The organism is Pseudoalteromonas distincta, from assembly GCF_000814675.1.
GTDB classification, from domain to species: Bacteria; Pseudomonadota; Gammaproteobacteria; order Enterobacterales; family Alteromonadaceae; genus Pseudoalteromonas; species Pseudoalteromonas distincta.
Genome location: NZ_JWIG01000008.1, coordinates 25,929 through 41,114 on the forward strand (window position 1 = coordinate 25,929; position 15,186 = coordinate 41,114).

At 37.0% G+C, this 15,186-nt stretch carries 16 protein-coding genes; 8 read left to right on the forward strand and 8 right to left on the reverse strand.

Annotated features, from left to right (window positions below; all coding sequences use genetic code 11):
• Positions 1 to 31: 31 nt before the first annotated feature.
• Positions 32 to 1,570 (reverse strand): murein biosynthesis integral membrane protein MurJ, encoded by a 1,539-nt coding sequence (murJ, locus tag QT16_RS05955; protein ID WP_039487232.1) that lies wholly within the window; start codon positions 1,568 to 1,570, stop codon positions 32 to 34.
• A 295-nt stretch (positions 1,571 to 1,865) separates the two neighbouring features.
• Here murJ and rpsT point away from each other — a divergent pair, with 295 nt between their 5' ends.
• Positions 1,866 to 2,126 (forward strand): 30S ribosomal protein S20, encoded by a 261-nt coding sequence (rpsT, locus tag QT16_RS05960; protein ID WP_002958225.1) that lies wholly within the window; start codon positions 1,866 to 1,868, stop codon positions 2,124 to 2,126.
• Between the two features lie 108 nt (positions 2,127 to 2,234).
• Here the strand turns inward: rpsT and QT16_RS05965 are convergent, their stop codons facing one another.
• A complete protein-coding gene (locus tag QT16_RS05965; RefSeq protein WP_002958224.1) occupies positions 2,235 to 2,618 on the reverse strand; it encodes a response regulator in 384 nt (127 codons plus the stop codon).
• Positions 2,619 to 2,731: 113 nt separating this feature from the next.
• Here QT16_RS05965 and QT16_RS05970 point away from each other — a divergent pair, with 113 nt between their 5' ends.
• Both QT16_RS05970 and QT16_RS05975 read left to right on the forward strand, forming a co-directional pair.
• Positions 2,732 to 3,175, forward strand: coding sequence for a hypothetical protein (locus tag QT16_RS05970; RefSeq protein WP_024603734.1), 444 nt, complete (start codon positions 2,732 to 2,734; stop codon positions 3,173 to 3,175).
• Between the two features lie 106 nt (positions 3,176 to 3,281).
• On the forward strand, positions 3,282 to 3,527 hold the full coding sequence (locus QT16_RS05975) for a hypothetical protein (RefSeq protein ID WP_002958222.1): 246 nt from the start codon (positions 3,282 to 3,284) through the stop codon (positions 3,525 to 3,527).
• A 194-nt stretch (positions 3,528 to 3,721) separates the two neighbouring features.
• Here QT16_RS05975 and QT16_RS20875 read toward each other — a convergent pair whose 3' ends face one another.
• Both QT16_RS20875 and QT16_RS05985 read right to left on the reverse strand, forming a co-directional pair.
• A complete protein-coding gene (locus tag QT16_RS20875; protein WP_002958221.1) occupies positions 3,722 to 3,868 on the reverse strand; it encodes a hypothetical protein in 147 nt (48 codons plus the stop codon).
• 96 nt (positions 3,869 to 3,964) lie between these two features.
• The gene (locus tag QT16_RS05985) at positions 3,965 to 4,885 is read right to left on the reverse strand and encodes a 2-hydroxyacid dehydrogenase (protein ID WP_039487090.1); all 921 of its coding nucleotides are present in this window, start codon (positions 4,883 to 4,885) and stop codon (positions 3,965 to 3,967) included.
• A 129-nt stretch (positions 4,886 to 5,014) separates the two neighbouring features.
• Between QT16_RS05985 and olsF the strand changes: the two genes are divergently transcribed.
• Together olsF and QT16_RS05995 are read left to right on the forward strand one after the other, a co-directional pair.
• Positions 5,015 to 6,721, forward strand: coding sequence for a bifunctional ornithine lipid synthase OlsF (olsF, locus tag QT16_RS05990; RefSeq protein WP_039487094.1), 1,707 nt, complete (start codon positions 5,015 to 5,017; stop codon positions 6,719 to 6,721).
• Positions 6,722 to 7,128: 407 nt separating this feature from the next.
• Positions 7,129 to 7,782, forward strand: coding sequence for an OmpW/AlkL family protein (locus QT16_RS05995; RefSeq protein WP_039487096.1), 654 nt, complete (start codon positions 7,129 to 7,131; stop codon positions 7,780 to 7,782).
• A gap of 80 nt (positions 7,783 to 7,862) precedes the next feature.
• On the opposite strand, the gene QT16_RS06000 is transcribed toward QT16_RS05995, so the two are convergent.
• Complete coding sequence (locus QT16_RS06000; RefSeq protein WP_002958217.1) at positions 7,863 to 8,396, reverse strand: thioesterase family protein; 534 nt, start codon at positions 8,394 to 8,396, stop codon at positions 7,863 to 7,865.
• Positions 8,397 to 8,502: 106 nt separating this feature from the next.
• Here QT16_RS06000 and QT16_RS06005 point away from each other — a divergent pair, with 106 nt between their 5' ends.
• Positions 8,503 to 8,997, forward strand: coding sequence for a hypothetical protein (locus QT16_RS06005; protein ID WP_039487099.1), 495 nt, complete (start codon positions 8,503 to 8,505; stop codon positions 8,995 to 8,997).
• 28 nt (positions 8,998 to 9,025) lie between these two features.
• On the opposite strand, the gene tyrR is transcribed toward QT16_RS06005, so the two are convergent.
• The 3 genes from tyrR to bcsE form a co-directional block, all read right to left on the reverse strand.
• Positions 9,026 to 10,582 (reverse strand): transcriptional regulator TyrR, encoded by a 1,557-nt coding sequence (gene tyrR / locus QT16_RS06010; protein ID WP_002958215.1) that lies wholly within the window; start codon positions 10,580 to 10,582, stop codon positions 9,026 to 9,028.
• A 188-nt stretch (positions 10,583 to 10,770) separates the two neighbouring features.
• On the reverse strand, positions 10,771 to 12,351 hold the full coding sequence (gene bcsG, locus QT16_RS06015) for a cellulose biosynthesis protein BcsG (RefSeq protein ID WP_039487101.1): 1,581 nt from the start codon (positions 12,349 to 12,351) through the stop codon (positions 10,771 to 10,773).
• Positions 12,352 to 12,520: 169 nt separating this feature from the next.
• Positions 12,521 to 14,143, reverse strand: a complete 1,623-nt coding sequence (gene bcsE / locus QT16_RS06020) for a cellulose biosynthesis protein BcsE (protein ID WP_039487103.1) — start codon at positions 14,141 to 14,143, stop codon at positions 12,521 to 12,523.
• A gap of 114 nt (positions 14,144 to 14,257) precedes the next feature.
• Between bcsE and bcsR the strand changes: the two genes are divergently transcribed.
• Entirely contained in the window at positions 14,258 to 14,437 is a 180-nt protein-coding gene (bcsR, locus tag QT16_RS06025) for a BcsR/BcsP family cellulose biosynthesis protein (RefSeq protein ID WP_002958211.1), read from the forward strand.
• Positions 14,438 to 14,469: 32 nt separating this feature from the next.
• On the forward strand, positions 14,470 to 15,186 hold the full coding sequence (gene bcsQ, locus QT16_RS06030; protein WP_039487106.1) for a cellulose biosynthesis protein BcsQ: 717 nt from the start codon (positions 14,470 to 14,472) through the stop codon (positions 15,184 to 15,186).

A 15,186-nucleotide genomic window follows, 5' to 3' on the forward strand; every position in this document is an offset into this window, starting at 1 on the left:
AGCCGCAGAGTTGCCGATTATAATCTTTTTTTTAGTTTGATTCAGTAATTGCTACACTTTTTATCGTATTTAGTCTAACGCCCATCACAAATAGCATTGCAAAGTAGCTAATACCTGCCAAAGCCACTAGCGCTACTAATAATATTACTTGCTGTGTAAAGGCCCATGTAGCCCAATAATAGTAACTGCTCACAAACCATGTGACAGCTCCCATAACAATACTTGCAACAACACATTTAAGTGTAAAACGCATACTCATTGATGAGAACTGGTATACATTTTCTTTTTTAAGCTGTCTGTATAATAAAAATGCATTGCAGCTAGCCGATAACGAAGTAGCAAGTGCCAACCCTAAATAACCAATGAAAGGAGCCAGCATAATGTTAAACACCATATTAAGTACTAAGGTAATAATACCAATACGCACCGGTGTTTTTGTATCTTGACGAGCATAAAAGCCAGGAGCGAGTACTTTTATTAGCATAAAGCTTACAAGACCGACCGAATATGCGACTACGCCTAAGCTTACAGCTTTGACATGATCAATACTGTCTTCTTTAAATGCACCGTGGTCGAACAACACGGTAATAATAAGTGGACTGATGATCATTAAACCTACCATTGCTGGTAGGCCTAAAAATATAACAAAACGAACTCCCCAATCGAGAGTATGCTGAAAGTCGCTACTTTTTTTACTGCTATGTAGTTTAGAAAGCGCAGGTAAAATAACTGTCGCAATACCAATACCAAATAATCCCAGCGGAAATTCAATTAAGCGGTCAGAATAATAAAGCCACGCAATTGAACCCGTCATCAGTAATGACGCAATCATGGTATCGAGCAACAGATTAATTTGACTAATAGAGACACCAAACAAAGCCGGTAGCATAAGTTTTCGTACTTTTTTTACGTTTTCGTCTTGCCATGCCCAGCGCGGACGCGCCAACATTTTAGCGCGATACAAGAACGGTAATTGAAATAGTAGCTGCACTACACCACCAACAAATACACCTATGGCAAGTGAATAAGCACCTACCGAAAATTTATCATGTAAAAAAATTGCACACGTAATAATAGAAACATTAAGTAAAACTGGTGTAAATGCAGCAACAGCGAAACGGTTATACACATTCATTACCGCACCACTAAGTGCAACTAAGCTTACAAAAAATAAATAAGGGAATGTAAGTTTAAGTAGTGAACTTGCAAGTTCAAATTTTTCGGCATTAGGTCCGCCTTGCCACCAATCTATAAACCAACCGGTACCAAATAATGCTGCAATAACAGGAGAAGCAACAACACCTATAATAGTGACAATTAGTAAAATGGTTCCTAATGTGCCTGCGGCTTGTGCAACAAAAAGTCTGACTTTGTCGTCTCCTTGCTGTTCTTTAATTTCACTTAGCACAGGTACGAATGCTTGTGCGAAGGCACCTTCTGCAAATAAACGGCGTAAAAAATTAGGAATACGGTTAGCAAATAAAAAAACATCAGCCGCTGCACTTGCGCCTAATAAATTGGCAACGACAGCATCTCGAACGAGCCCTAAAATACGCGATATCATAGTCATACAACTAACAATCATACCAGAGCGAAATAAACCTTTTGACACCTTAAACCTACTCAAAAATCCTCAAGATAGGCGATTATGCCACAGTCTTTTTTATAAATCGCTTTAAAGCACTAGGCTGGGGGTCTGTGCTTTGTTACAATGTCTATATTAACTGCTAAAGCGGCAAATTGATGCTCGTTATATGGTGCAGTTTTTCTTGGATTGTTAAATTTAAATTGACATCCATGATAGAAACAGGCATATTCCACGGCCTTTAATTTAAGCTTTATTTTAAGATTGTTAGGAGCAAACCTTGGCTAACATCAAGTCTGCAAAAAAACGCGCTATCACAAGCGAAAAAAACCGTCAGCACAACGCAAGCCGTCGTTCAATGATGCGCACTTACTTCAAAAAAGTAATTGTTGCTATTGAAGCGGGCGATAAAGAAGCTGCACAGCAAGCTTTTTCTGTTGCTACACCTATCCTAGACCGTTACGCAACTAAGGGTCTAATTCACAAAAACAAAGCAGCTCGTCATAAGAGCCGTATAGCAGCTAAGATTAAAGCTCTATAATTTGTTTTTGATAGAATATAAAAAACCGGCTTTTGCCGGTTTTTTTTTATCTAAGATTTAATCTCATACTTTAATAACAGTCGACATAAATATTTAAACAGATTAGTGTCATACATTTTCCAAGTCTGGATAAAACTTCTTAAGCATTGCCGCTATTTTTTTAGGTGTAAACGGCTTCACTACAAATCCTTTAGCGCCTTTATCAATTGCATCCTTAACATTTTCAATACCTGAATGTGCAGATACCATTACTACATTTGTCTCAGGGCTTAATTCATTGATTTGTGCAATCAAATCTTTGCCATCGCCGTCCGGCAATTCAATGTCTAAAAAAATGATATTATAATTTGCAGCCTGGCACTCACTAATACATTGTGAGGCAGTAGATGCTTCCTTTACGTTATCTATCCCTAAGTGCATGAGCGTTTGGCTCAAAAAACTACGCACTGTGCTAACGTCATCTACAATTAAAATTGATAGCTGCGTATTCATCTTTATTCCTCGTAGGCTATAAGCTAACTTTAAGTTATCATAATAATTAGCTTAGTATATAAATTTGCTCATTTAATTATAGAGACCTACGGAAAAAAGGCCAGATTTGCTTTATGTCTAAAACCCCAAATAAACAGTCGTTGCTAGGTAAAGCACCAACAAGAAAAAAAACAGCGCAAAAAAGAAAGCCGCAACGCCCTACTCAGCGCTCTATACCCGCAGAGGAAAAAACAAATATAAACAATGGCACTAGCCAAAAAACAAAGTCAAAAAAGGGGCTATTTATATCTCTGGCCATTGTTATTGTAATAATTTTAGCTTTTCCAAAACCAACCTTGCTCACCTATAAAAAATTAGGGATGGTAAGTGAGAGTGTATACTGGCCTGGACTTTTAGGTTACGGAGCTACTTTAATTGATTCCAACTTGCACCCCAACTATGATTCTAGCCGTGAATCCCTTTATTTATGCAGTGATTTACAAAAACCACAGAGCTGTCAAAAGTATCAAGTAATTGCTGACAATGGTTTGTTTTCGGCAATTGGCAGTTACTTTTAGCATTAAAAAAACTAATCTGAAAATTTAAAATTACTTGGTTGAAAGGTGTGCAAAAGATCAACATAATGGCGCTCCTTTTTTCAACAACTGAACTATTGAAACGACCATGCTAAACGAGCTAGATTGGCTTTTAAATACTACACTACTTGCACTAGGTTTAGGTGCATTCTTTATTAACCAGATAACACTGCTGCGCGTTGCCGCCATTAGTGCATGTGGTTTATTGTTCTTATCATTTAGCCTAGATCTTATGTCGTCGAGCGTTATTTCAAATATGAGTTTAGTGTTGATCAACACGTTTTACTTGTTTAAAGTTTATACATTCGGGCAATTTAATGTAACCCAAAGTTAACAACTTTTCCTTAGAATATTTAATAGCCCAGCATTGCTGGGCTTTTTTATTGCTAATTTTTAAAATATTAGAAACACGTTAGATCAGGACAGTATTAAACGCCACTAAAGCACCACTGCAATAATGGTGCTGTGCATGTACTGTTGAGAAAAACGAGAAGAAAGACGAAAACTGAAAATACCTAATAAGCTAGGTTAATCTGCTATTGTTAATTCACTTTGGGTTTGTGTTTTAGATGGACTATCTTCAGCGTTAGCCTGATTAAACCAAGCTGAAACACCTAGCACAATAATTGAAATAACAACGAGGCTTAATTTAGCCCCACTTTGACTGGATTTCATAACACCCTCTTTATATTTTTATTAGTGAGAATATCTTTTACACTAATGAAAATTACAAATGTTAACAAGCTGTTTTTTAAACTAATTAGCTATCAGCTAATAACCTTTAGTTCTATCCACTGAATTATTGAGTGCTAAGCCCATATTCAAACGTTCAATATTATCGGCTATTTGGTCTATAACGCTATTTAAATCAGATAGCGCTGCACAATGTGGTGTAAGTGTTATTTTGGGGTTTCCCCAGTAAGGATGGTTCTGCGTTAAAGGTTCTTGGTCAAAAACATCCAAGGTAGCAGCGCGTAAGCTATCGCTATTTAATGCATTTAATAAATCTTGCTCAACCACATGAGCGCCACGTGCCACATTAATAACAACAGCATGTGAAGGTAGCTTAGCGAGCATTGAGTGATTAATAATGCCTGTAGTTGCTTGCGTAAGGGGTAATAGACATACAAGGTAGTCAACGTCAGAAAGCATATCGCTAAGTCCTTCATCGCCATAATAAACCTCGACATTAGCCGTGTTTTTATTACTTTGCGCCCAGGCACTTACTTTAAAACCATTAGTTACAAGTTTTTGCGCACATGCTTTACCTAATTCGCCAAATCCAAGTATACCAACATGTTTATTACTAAAAGCTCGTTTTGGCTTCCATGTTTGCTGTGTTTGTTTAGTGTAATACTCTTTTAAGCGTAATTTTTGAGCTAAGACATGTGTAAGTACATATTCCGCCATATCTTCAGCTAGTTGCATATCAACAATACGTACTACTTCGACATGTTCAGGTAATAATGTTAAATCGATACTGTCTACGCCTGCACCAAATGACGACACAGCTTTTAAGTTAGGCAGCTGCGGCCACAGAGACTCAGGAGCATTCCACGCAAGTACAAAATCCACATTATTTGCGTTTTTGCAATCAGGCCATTGCTCTATCAATGTATTTGGTAATCGCTCTTGTAACTTCGTTATTAGCTTTTCGTTGTTGCGCCCCGTTATAGCCACCAATACCGACATAAATTCTCCTAGCAATTCACAGTTTATAATTTAGTACTTTAAAAAGTCACACTACTGCAAAGTAACTGTCACACCCTTTTTTTAATCTTACATGTATAGCGAATAGACCAAACGGAATATGAGGTTAATATGATAAGTGTTGATAAAGTAATTGCAGCAAACTTACCACAACTAGAGAACTCTCCAAAAGTAAAAGGTTTAGTAAAAAAGGGTTTAGGTTACTTATTGCATGAACAAGAGTTTATCACCTTTGGTAATACGTACCCTCACCTACAAGGGTTAGAATTTGTTGAGCAAGTACTTGATGAACTCAATTTTGATACGCGCTATAAACCTAAGCAGATAGAACATATTCCTAACGAGGGTAAACTTGTTATTGTTGCTAACCACCCTATTGGTTCATTAGATGCTTTAGCACTTATCAAAGTACTCTCTACAGTAAGGCAAGATTTAAAAGTAGTCGCAAACCGCATGTTAATGTCGGTCAGCGCAATGCATTCTCTTTTACTCCCTGTTGATAACTTATCTGGTATGAGTAAAAAGCAAGAGCTTAGTAATATACAAAACCATTTAAAAGGTGGAGGTGCCTTACTTATATTTCCTGCAGGGGAAGTGTCGCGCCTAGGACCAACCGGCATTAAGGATTGCAAATGGAATAGCGGTTTTTTACGTATGGCAAAAAAAGCCAACTGCCCCATTTTACCTATTTTTATTAAAGCCAAAAATAGTCCACTTTTTTATGGTACATCAATGATTTATAAGCCTCTGGCAAGTTTATTATTAGTGACAGAAATGTTTAAGCAGCGCAAAAAATCTTTAGAGTTTGAGATTGGTGCTTCTATCCCTCCTGAGTCCTACTTAATAGAAAACCTTAAAGATAAAGAAATTGTAAACCTCATACGTAAACAGCTTTATAGGCTTACAACTAAAAAAACACTGCCGCTAAAAACACAAACACCTATTGCTGTGCCTGAGTGTAGAAAAGAACTAAAAAGAGCAATTGAGCAATGTCAGCTTCTGGGTAAAACACACGATGGCATGCACATTCATCTATATCAATATGTAGGTAGTTCACCTATTTTTAGAGAGCTAGGACGCCTGAGAGAAATAGCATTTAGAGCAGTAGGTGAAGGAAGCGGTAAGCGTCGTGATATAGATAAATACGATATGGATTACCAACACCTTGTACTGTGGGACCCTATGCAACTAGAGCTAGTAGGTGCTTATCGATTAGCCTGCGCACAACAGGTAATACAAAAGCATGGACGTGAAGGCTTATATACCGATAGTTTATTTTCTTACACCGACGCTATGACGCCCTATCTACACCAAGGAATTGAGCTTGGTCGAAGTTTTGTACAACCTAAGTATTGGGGACGTAAGAGTCTTGACTATTTATGGTACGGTATTGGTGCTTTTATAAAAAACTACCCACAGTATAGGTATTTATTTGGGGCCGTAAGCGTGTCCAACGCTCTACCTGAGCAAGCCAAAGCCATGCTCGTTTATTACTATCAACATTACTATAAAAGCAGCATAGAACTAGCTACACCTAATAATGAGCTTAAATTAACTGAGCAACAGCTAACTCAATGCAATATTCTTTTTAATGGAAACGATGTTAAAGAAGATTTTGTAGAGTTAAAGCATGTGTTAGCTAATATGGGCGCTCAAGTCCCTACTTTATTTAAACAATATACTGAGCTTTGCAATCCTGGCGGCGTACAATTTTTAAGCTTTAGCATTGATCCCGATTTTAATAATTGTATTGATGGATTGGTATTAGTCGATCTTAAAAGTGTTAAAGAAAACAAAGCTAAACGTTATTTAGAATAACTATTGATAACTAAAGTCAGTGCACCGAGTATTTTATGCCTTATAAAGTACTCGGTTTATATTTAATTATAAATACCGACTCAATCGCATTTAAGTCTTCCAATACTTTTTTAAGTGTCGGGTGTTTAAATTATTTTCGTTCCCTGCTAAAAAGATATTTTCTTGTTTATTAAGGCCCTGATTAAACACGAGATTATGGCAAGGCAGTGCCTGCCTTATATTCATGTGACTGTTAATTAAATAAATATGTCAATCTTTACAAAAGCATAACGACACTAAAATTAATCTAAATCAATAAAACATTTTATAAGCTTCAAATGCTTTTTAAACTTTGATCTAGAACAGGTTTTCATATTTATTGCTCGGTAATAATAGCGCTAATTAAATAGTAGTTCTTGGAGAACAACATGAAAACTCAAATTAGCATCGCATTATTAACCTCTTTATTAGCACTCTCTCCAGCTGCACACGCTAACTTTAGCGTAAATGTTGGCGCTATTAACGTAAACCCTGATAACAGTAGCTCAGCGATTAATGAAGCACCTACGCTAGGCCTTAAAGGTGATTCAGACACTCAACTAGGTATCACCGTAGATTATGCATTTAACGATCAATGGGTGTTAGAACTGATAGCAGCAACACCGTTTTCACACGATGTAAATGGCGCAGGCGGCTTAGCAGGCAATAAAATTGCAGATATAAAACAACTTCCACCGTCATTGGTTGCACAATACCACTTTTTAGATACAAGCTATGCGCTAAGACCTTTTATAGGCGTAGGCATAAACTACACTGCATTTTTTGATGAGCAACCCTCTCAAGCACTTAAAGCAACACTAGGAACAGACGATGTAGAAGTAAAGTTAGATGATTCGTTTGGCTTTATGGCTCAGGTAGGTGCTAACTATAAAATTGATAAAAACTGGGGTTTACACGCCATGGTATCAATTATGGATATTGATACCGATGCCACTGTTTATGCTAATGGTGCAAAAGCACTTACATCAACTGTTGAGCTTGACCCAGTTGTTGCAATGTTCGGTGTTAGGTACAGTTTTTAAAGCAAATATAAAGTAGTACATAGTTACCCAATTACAATGTGTGTTAAAAGGCCGAAAGGCCTTTTTTTCATTTGTAGAGATTAGGGCAGGTTACTTAACTTTTTCTGCTCTAACATTTCTTTCCAGTGCATTACTTCACTTGGCAATATAGGTGTTTGCCCGTCAAAACCAGCAACTTCAAGCATTTCTTCAATACTTATAATACCCTTTTTACTTTTAAATACACCGCGTACATAAGCAATAGCATGTAAGCCTCGCTCTGAGTGAAACTTTTGCTCAATATAAAAGTATTTATGATCCCAGCCAACTAACTTAGTACTTATTGTATATCGCTGCATAGGTTTAATATCGCGGATATAAGTAATAGCAGTTGCGTTAACAATCGGAAACCAACGACGCTTCATTATTTGCTTTAGTAAGCCAACACGCTCCGTCATCCACGTGCGAGATAAATCCATCATCGCAAGATAGCGTGAGTTCGTTAAATGTAGATTAATATCACAATCAGTCGGCAAAGCTTTGTAATCAATATCTACTGTATCAAGTAGATTTTGATATTGCTTATTGCGTTTAATTTTGAAAAATAATAATAAAAGTCGAATATATAAGTTCACAAAAAAGGTCTTACCAGTTAAATTTATTCGAGTGTAGCATAGCCCCTTGCGAAGACGAATATTCTACTTTAATCTTAAATCATTATTACAATAAAAAAGATAGCTAATGAAATTAAAACTAAAAACTATCGCTGCACTGGCCCTATTAGTCCCTAGCTACAATGCTTTTGCCGATTTTTCGTTACCAGGTAAAGGCTCAGTAACTTACCCTACCGGTGTAGTTAAAGAATTTAAATTTGGTTTTGAATGGCAGCAAAAAGCTGAGAAATTCACTATTGGATCTAAAAGTTACAATATGGAGCAAATTCCTAGCTCTTATTCTGTCGCCATCACGCTTTCAAAAGATGACAACCAAGTATGGGTTCAAGAATTTAATAATGGGTTTATTGAGGAGTTTGAATGGCAAATTGGCGAACATACAGTCACTCTAAAAAAGCAGCAGTTTAGCGATCCTGTAAAAGGTGACTATGTTATTGAGCTAAATGGCCGTAGCTATTTTTTCACTCGTAATAACGCCAGTATCGTAATGAACTTTAACGAAGAAGGTATTGAGACGATTGCAATTGATGGGGTAACAAAAAATATGGGCACTAAAAATTAGTCCCCATATTTTAATTTCTTTAAGTCAATTACACCTTTACTGTTTTTCGATTAATCCCGTAATCACGTAACTTATTAGCTACCGCGGTGTGACTTAGGCCCAATCGCTTAGCTAACTGACGTGAGCTTGGGTAAGCGGGGTAGAGTTTGCGAAGTAAAGTCGCTTCAAAACGTTTAACAGCTTGATCTAGTGAGCCTTCAAAATCAGACTCTAAATACCCTAAATCATGAGTAAAAGTTGGTAACTGCAAATGCTCTACGCGAAGCTCGCTATCATCTAGTAACGACACTGCACGGTAAATTGCATTTTCGAGCTGACGTACATTTCCAGGCCACGGGTACTCTTGTAAAAAGCTTAAACACTCTTGTGATAAAACAGGAATTGCATGACCATTTTGTTGCGCATATTTTTGAATAAAATGCTCTGCAAGTGGCCCTACATCTGCTTTTCTATCTCTTAGTGGCGCTATTTCTAAAGTAAGCACGTTTATACGGTAATATAAGTCTTCTCTAAAAACCCCTTCTTGTACCATTGCAGGTAAGTCTTTTTGAGTAGCGGCAACAATACGTACATTTACTTTAACTTCGTTCTCATCGCCTACTTTTCTAAACGTACCATCTTGTAAAAAACGCAGTAACTTAGTTTGTAGTTGAGTCGACATTTCGCCAACTTCATCTAAAAATACAGTTCCACCATCAGCTTGCTCTAATACACCACGCTTTGGCGCTGCGTTTTCTTCGTACCCGGCATAACCAAATAATTCAGACTCAGCAACATCATCAGGAAGTGAAGCACACGACAGCGCAATAAAAGGCTTAACAGAGCGATTAGATGCGTAATGGCATGCTCTAGCTAATAACTCTTTACCTGTGCCAGTTTCACCAGTAATCAAAATAGGGGCTTCTAGTTGCGCCATTTTGCGTGCTTCGCGCACAACTCGGCGCATTGCTGTACTAAAGTTATGAATGGTAGCAAAGCTTTCTTGCCCGTAGCGTCTAAATGCACTGACCTGCTGCCCTAAGCGGCTTTGCGATTTAATGTTAATAACCGCCCCCGCAAGCACATCACCTTCACTACCTTGAGGGACTGCAATTGGTAAAATGTCTGCAATAAAATCCTCACCCGCCACTTCAACGCGTGTGGTTTGCCCGAGCACTTCTTTACCTTCTAGCCAACGTGTAAAGTTAAAGCCTTTAAGTAAGTTATTAATATTTGCACCAATAACTTCTTTTTCAATTAACTGTAGGTCCTTACATGCTGCATCGTTGCATAAGCGTACCCAACCTTTAGCATCAATAGAGATAACGCCATCAGGCAATGCGCGTAGCAAAGTATTTAATTCGTTGTGTTCACGCTCAGATGGTAAAAACGCAGTGGTACGCACGTCATGTACGCCGTCGATTAAACGTATCGATGGCATAATTTTTTGAAATTGTTCAAATTCTATTTCGGGAAAACTAACGTACATACGACAATTTACAGAATCAACTTCAATTCCTTTTAGATCAACGCTGTAGTTAACTAATATATTAAGGATTTCTTGAGCAATACCAATTCGATCAGCACAGTGAATATCTAGACGCATACATCCTCAAAGAAGGAAAAACTATATTAGCTGAATAATACGCTAAGTCGCTTTGAGAAGGTAGCTTATTGTAAACATTTTTGGACGAAACAGACTGCGAAAGCGATAAGTTGAAATGTAATTAAATGAAGAAAAGTAGCACTGATATTTAACTATACCAGTGCTATTTGTTAAATTTTATTATGTGACTACTTACCTTGTGGGTAAGCAGACCAATCACCACCATCTAATTGTATAAATGGTCTTTGGTTAACATACATCATTATTGTGCCTTCGTTTTCAGCAACCTTAGGTGCTGTAGGTAGGTTTTCAAGCAAATTAGCAACACTATTATTCCCACCAAATACATCAGTTTGCAGCGCCTTGCTTACCAGCTCTGAAAGCGCAAAGTAACTTGTTGAATCATCAACCACAATTTGCGAGTAGTTTTGTACGTCTGGGCCTATAAATTTAATTGCTACAGGTACCGACACAATTGCAGGGCTTGGGATTTCACGTAAACCTGCAAACTGTACTTTGTCACCTTTTAAATTAGCGCCGTGTTCAGGCACTATCATTAACATAACGTTGCGACCACGTTTTTCTAGTTTTTTTACAAATTGGTTAATATCAGCAAACAAGTTTTTATGTCTGATTGGGTATGTCTCTTTACTATTAACCCTTGGTTGATTCTCTAGCTGATTACCATCATGTAAACTTGTGGTGTTGTAGTACATCGCACACGGCTTACAGTCATCAGCTTGCTCTAACCAACCATCCAGCACAGCTTCATCTGAGTAAATAGGACTATTATCAAAACCTCGTAGCGCCACTGGCATTGAATCGATATTAAATGGTGTACTATCTAGGCCACCGTACTTATTTATTAAGCCTTTAAACTCATCAAAATGTCCGTCGTGATTCATCACAACATTGTTTTGATAACCTAGTTTCTCTAGGTTTTTAAACAAGTGACATTGTTCAGGTGCCTCTTTAAATAATGCTGTTTGACTCGTTTGCCCACAACTAGCGCGCAGCAGTCTTACCGCAGCGGGTCCACTGTATGACGTAGCCGAGTTAAAGTCTGAAAACACCACATCAAAGTCTTTATACATATCAGTAACACTTACACCAATAGCATTTAAATCAGCAACAGCCATTGAGCATATGTTCAAAATAATTACATCAAACAGCTCACCATTCACTTGGTTTGGAAAGTGGCTCATTAGTAAGCTTTGTTGTTGGTAAAAATCAGCTAACTTTTGATCAGGAGATTGCGCTGCCTGAGTGATCACTTGCGTTTGAGGATTACTTTGATTTTGAGTAACCGGTTCAGGGTTAGCCACATTATTAACGAATTGTGATTGAGAGTTGTCTCCTTGCCACCCTACAACTAACAGCCCAACAATAGTCACGGTGGTAAAGCGTATCCATTGCGATGTATACCAAAAACACACACTAATTACGAACAGAGCCAACAACATATCAACGCTAATAACTCGGGTTAATAGCTCGATAAAATAACCAAAACTAAAATCTTGAACGTTACCTGCTTGTTTAGTCAACCTATTTATTGGTGGCAACCATGAGTCTTGATAAAGTAATACCACAGCAAACACAGCACCTAGTATATGTTTTGCCTTCTCTATTAATGGCTGCTTAAATTTAATCGCAAGCAATGCAGCAAAAGCGGCATTAGTTAGTACGTTAAAATCAATTGCACCGTAATAAAACAGAGCAAACTTAACTAAAAAATAAAGGTTCCAAACCCCTAAACCTGATAATTTCACTGCTTATCCTTTTTTACTGTATTTGGTGTATAAGGCTCTAGTACTTCATGTTTAAAAGTAAGCTTATAATAATATTTTGTTATTTGAGATAAAATATATTTGCCTAGCATACAAAGCACCGCGCCAAGCACCATTGCAAGAAACACGGTAATTAAAAGCTGATTCATACTCATAAGTTATCTCTTAGTTTCATTATAAAAGGCTTAGCATCTGGGCGGCTTTTACTAGAAAATTCTGGGGTGTTAATATTTTCAGTAACGCTGTTTGCTATATCAGGTGCAAATTTATAGCTATCATTCTCAGCAAGTTTTTGCGAGAAATCTACAACACTCTTACCTTTATAAAATCGCCTTAACTGTTTACATTCTTGTTGAATGTAAAAGTGGTCAGAAATTATATTTTGCTGTACAAAAAAATCACTCGTTTTTAATTTAAACAAATGCTTAATTGCATTATCAACGTCATTTTCTCTACAAGCATGCAAATATAAATAAACTGTATTATCTGCAATGCTAAATACATCACCTTCGCGCTTAATATGAAATAAATGCAAAGGATGAATAGGGTCAATTCTTGGTAGTAGCTCAAGTTTCACTAGCACACCACTAACACCTAAATTAACGGCTGAGTCACTATGAATTTCTACTTGTTTCGTAAACTCGATGAAAGGTAAATATCCTTTCGAAAAGGTATTTTCAGTGTATTTCAAAACATCCTCAACTGAGGAAGGTAAAGGCCTTGAAAACTTAAAACCTTGAATAGATTGCACTTGTGAAAGCAAACGCGAAGGCTCTGAAAAGCTATACAAAATTAGATTTACACCCAAGGTTAAAAATAAGCACTCATCTTGATGGCGAATAACACCATCAACATTTTGAATAACAAGCTTTAACCATCGTCCGCAGTTTTTTCTAAGTTCAAAACACTGCTTACCCAATAGCGCCAAATCAGTGTAACGCGTTACTGCAAAAATTAAGGTGGCAGCTTCTACTTTTGGGCCTTTATTAAATAAATCATTATTATCTTTTACGCTTTTATAATGCATCGGTAACTTAGTACCTTCGGGCACAGCACTTTGCACAAGCCAAACATCGTCTTCATCGGCAAAGTCTGAGTGTTTAAGTGTTTTACTTTCGCTTGCCGTTCCAGTTTGAACAACAAACTGATTACCACTTAATAATATTTGGTAATGTTCACCAGCAATAACCCCCCTACTGTGACGCCAATAATCATATTCAAGTACTCGAACCGCAGAGTCGTTATCAACAAATACCAGCCCATCAAATACATTGTTTAATCGTCTAAATAAAAAGCGATAATTTGCAATATCAGGTCCCGAAATTAAAAATAATAATGTAGCTCCCGTACTACGAACAAAATCGTTGTACTGCCTCATCATCAACTCTAAGCTTTTCTCGTCAGTACTGCTTAACTGTGCTGTATTAAAATGAACAAAAATAAGCGCTTTGCTTAGGCGTTTATAAGCACTTATTTCTTTTATAATACCTGAATTAATTTTCTCTATAGAATGATTCTGTGTTTCTGAGGCCAACGAAAAAGGGTGTACTCTATTATGCTTATAAGCATAATTTAACGATGCAGAAAAAGAAGAATCAAAAAATGATTCAACCTCTTGGGAAACTATATATATATCATTAACCAAGCTTTGGTTAATTGAATGTAACGCCAATTCGATTACAAAATTGTCTAAAGGGGCTAAAACAGCATAACTTGAAGCCGATTTTAACTCTTTTGCAGCAGGCTCTAATCCCGTTATGTTAAAGTTATGCACTTAAAACGCCCTATAAAAAATACTTTTTTACTAGTTTTAACCGTTATTCTATATATAATAGCCAAATATTGTCCACTTTTAATCAAAATAATTAAAGTAACTGTAAAGGTAAGAATGAATAACTTGACGCCTAAAAACTCACAAACGTTAACATCAAGTGACATAGAAAACCTTGCACTACGTTTTGGTGGAAAGAGTGATGACTACATAGAAATTGTAAACAAACAGCAAAATAATAATACAATTAATAAGTACGCATTACTTAAAGAAATAAACAACGAACTAAACACATAAGTTAGTTCAATTAAAGATAGGTAAAACATCCGTTGCAAAGAGTTTTCGTTAAAGGTATCAAAGGCGGTTTAGGCACTACCTCTGTGGTTGCAAATTTAGCGTGCGTGCTAAAAAAGTCTGACGTTGACGTTATTGCAATCGATCTAGATGCAAAAAGTGACCTAGGTTTACATTTTGGCCTGCCATGGAAATATACCAAAGGCTGGAGCAATGAAGCGAGCTTTGAAGATGCACTTGTGCATTTTCATCAAGATGACGATGGCATTATATTTTTACCATTCGGTGACAGCACTGATACTAGCATCGATAACATCACTAAAATGGTAAATAGATGCAAAAAACTAAATTATAGCCAAGAAGCGTGGGTAATTTTTGACTGCCCTGCACATATTAACCTTCTCCACTACCCGTTAGAGAAAAACGATATTGTAATTGAACTGGTTAATTGCGACGCTATTTGTCACAGCTTAATTTATAGACGCCTACAAACACTCAAAAATTCAGATACTGATTGGAAGCATTATTTTTTAGTTAACCGCTATAACTCTGCATCTACGCTAGAATTTGACTTGTTTTCTCTTTGGCAATCTACGCTCCCCCTTATGGCTCCGTTTTTTATCAACAGTGACGAAGTTATTAAAGAGTCAACCGCATACAGAAATGTAGCGCTTAATTGTGCGCCATATAGTGTCGCAAACGATGACTTTGAAACACTAGCTGGTTGGCTAGTTAGTAAAGCGACCTTATAA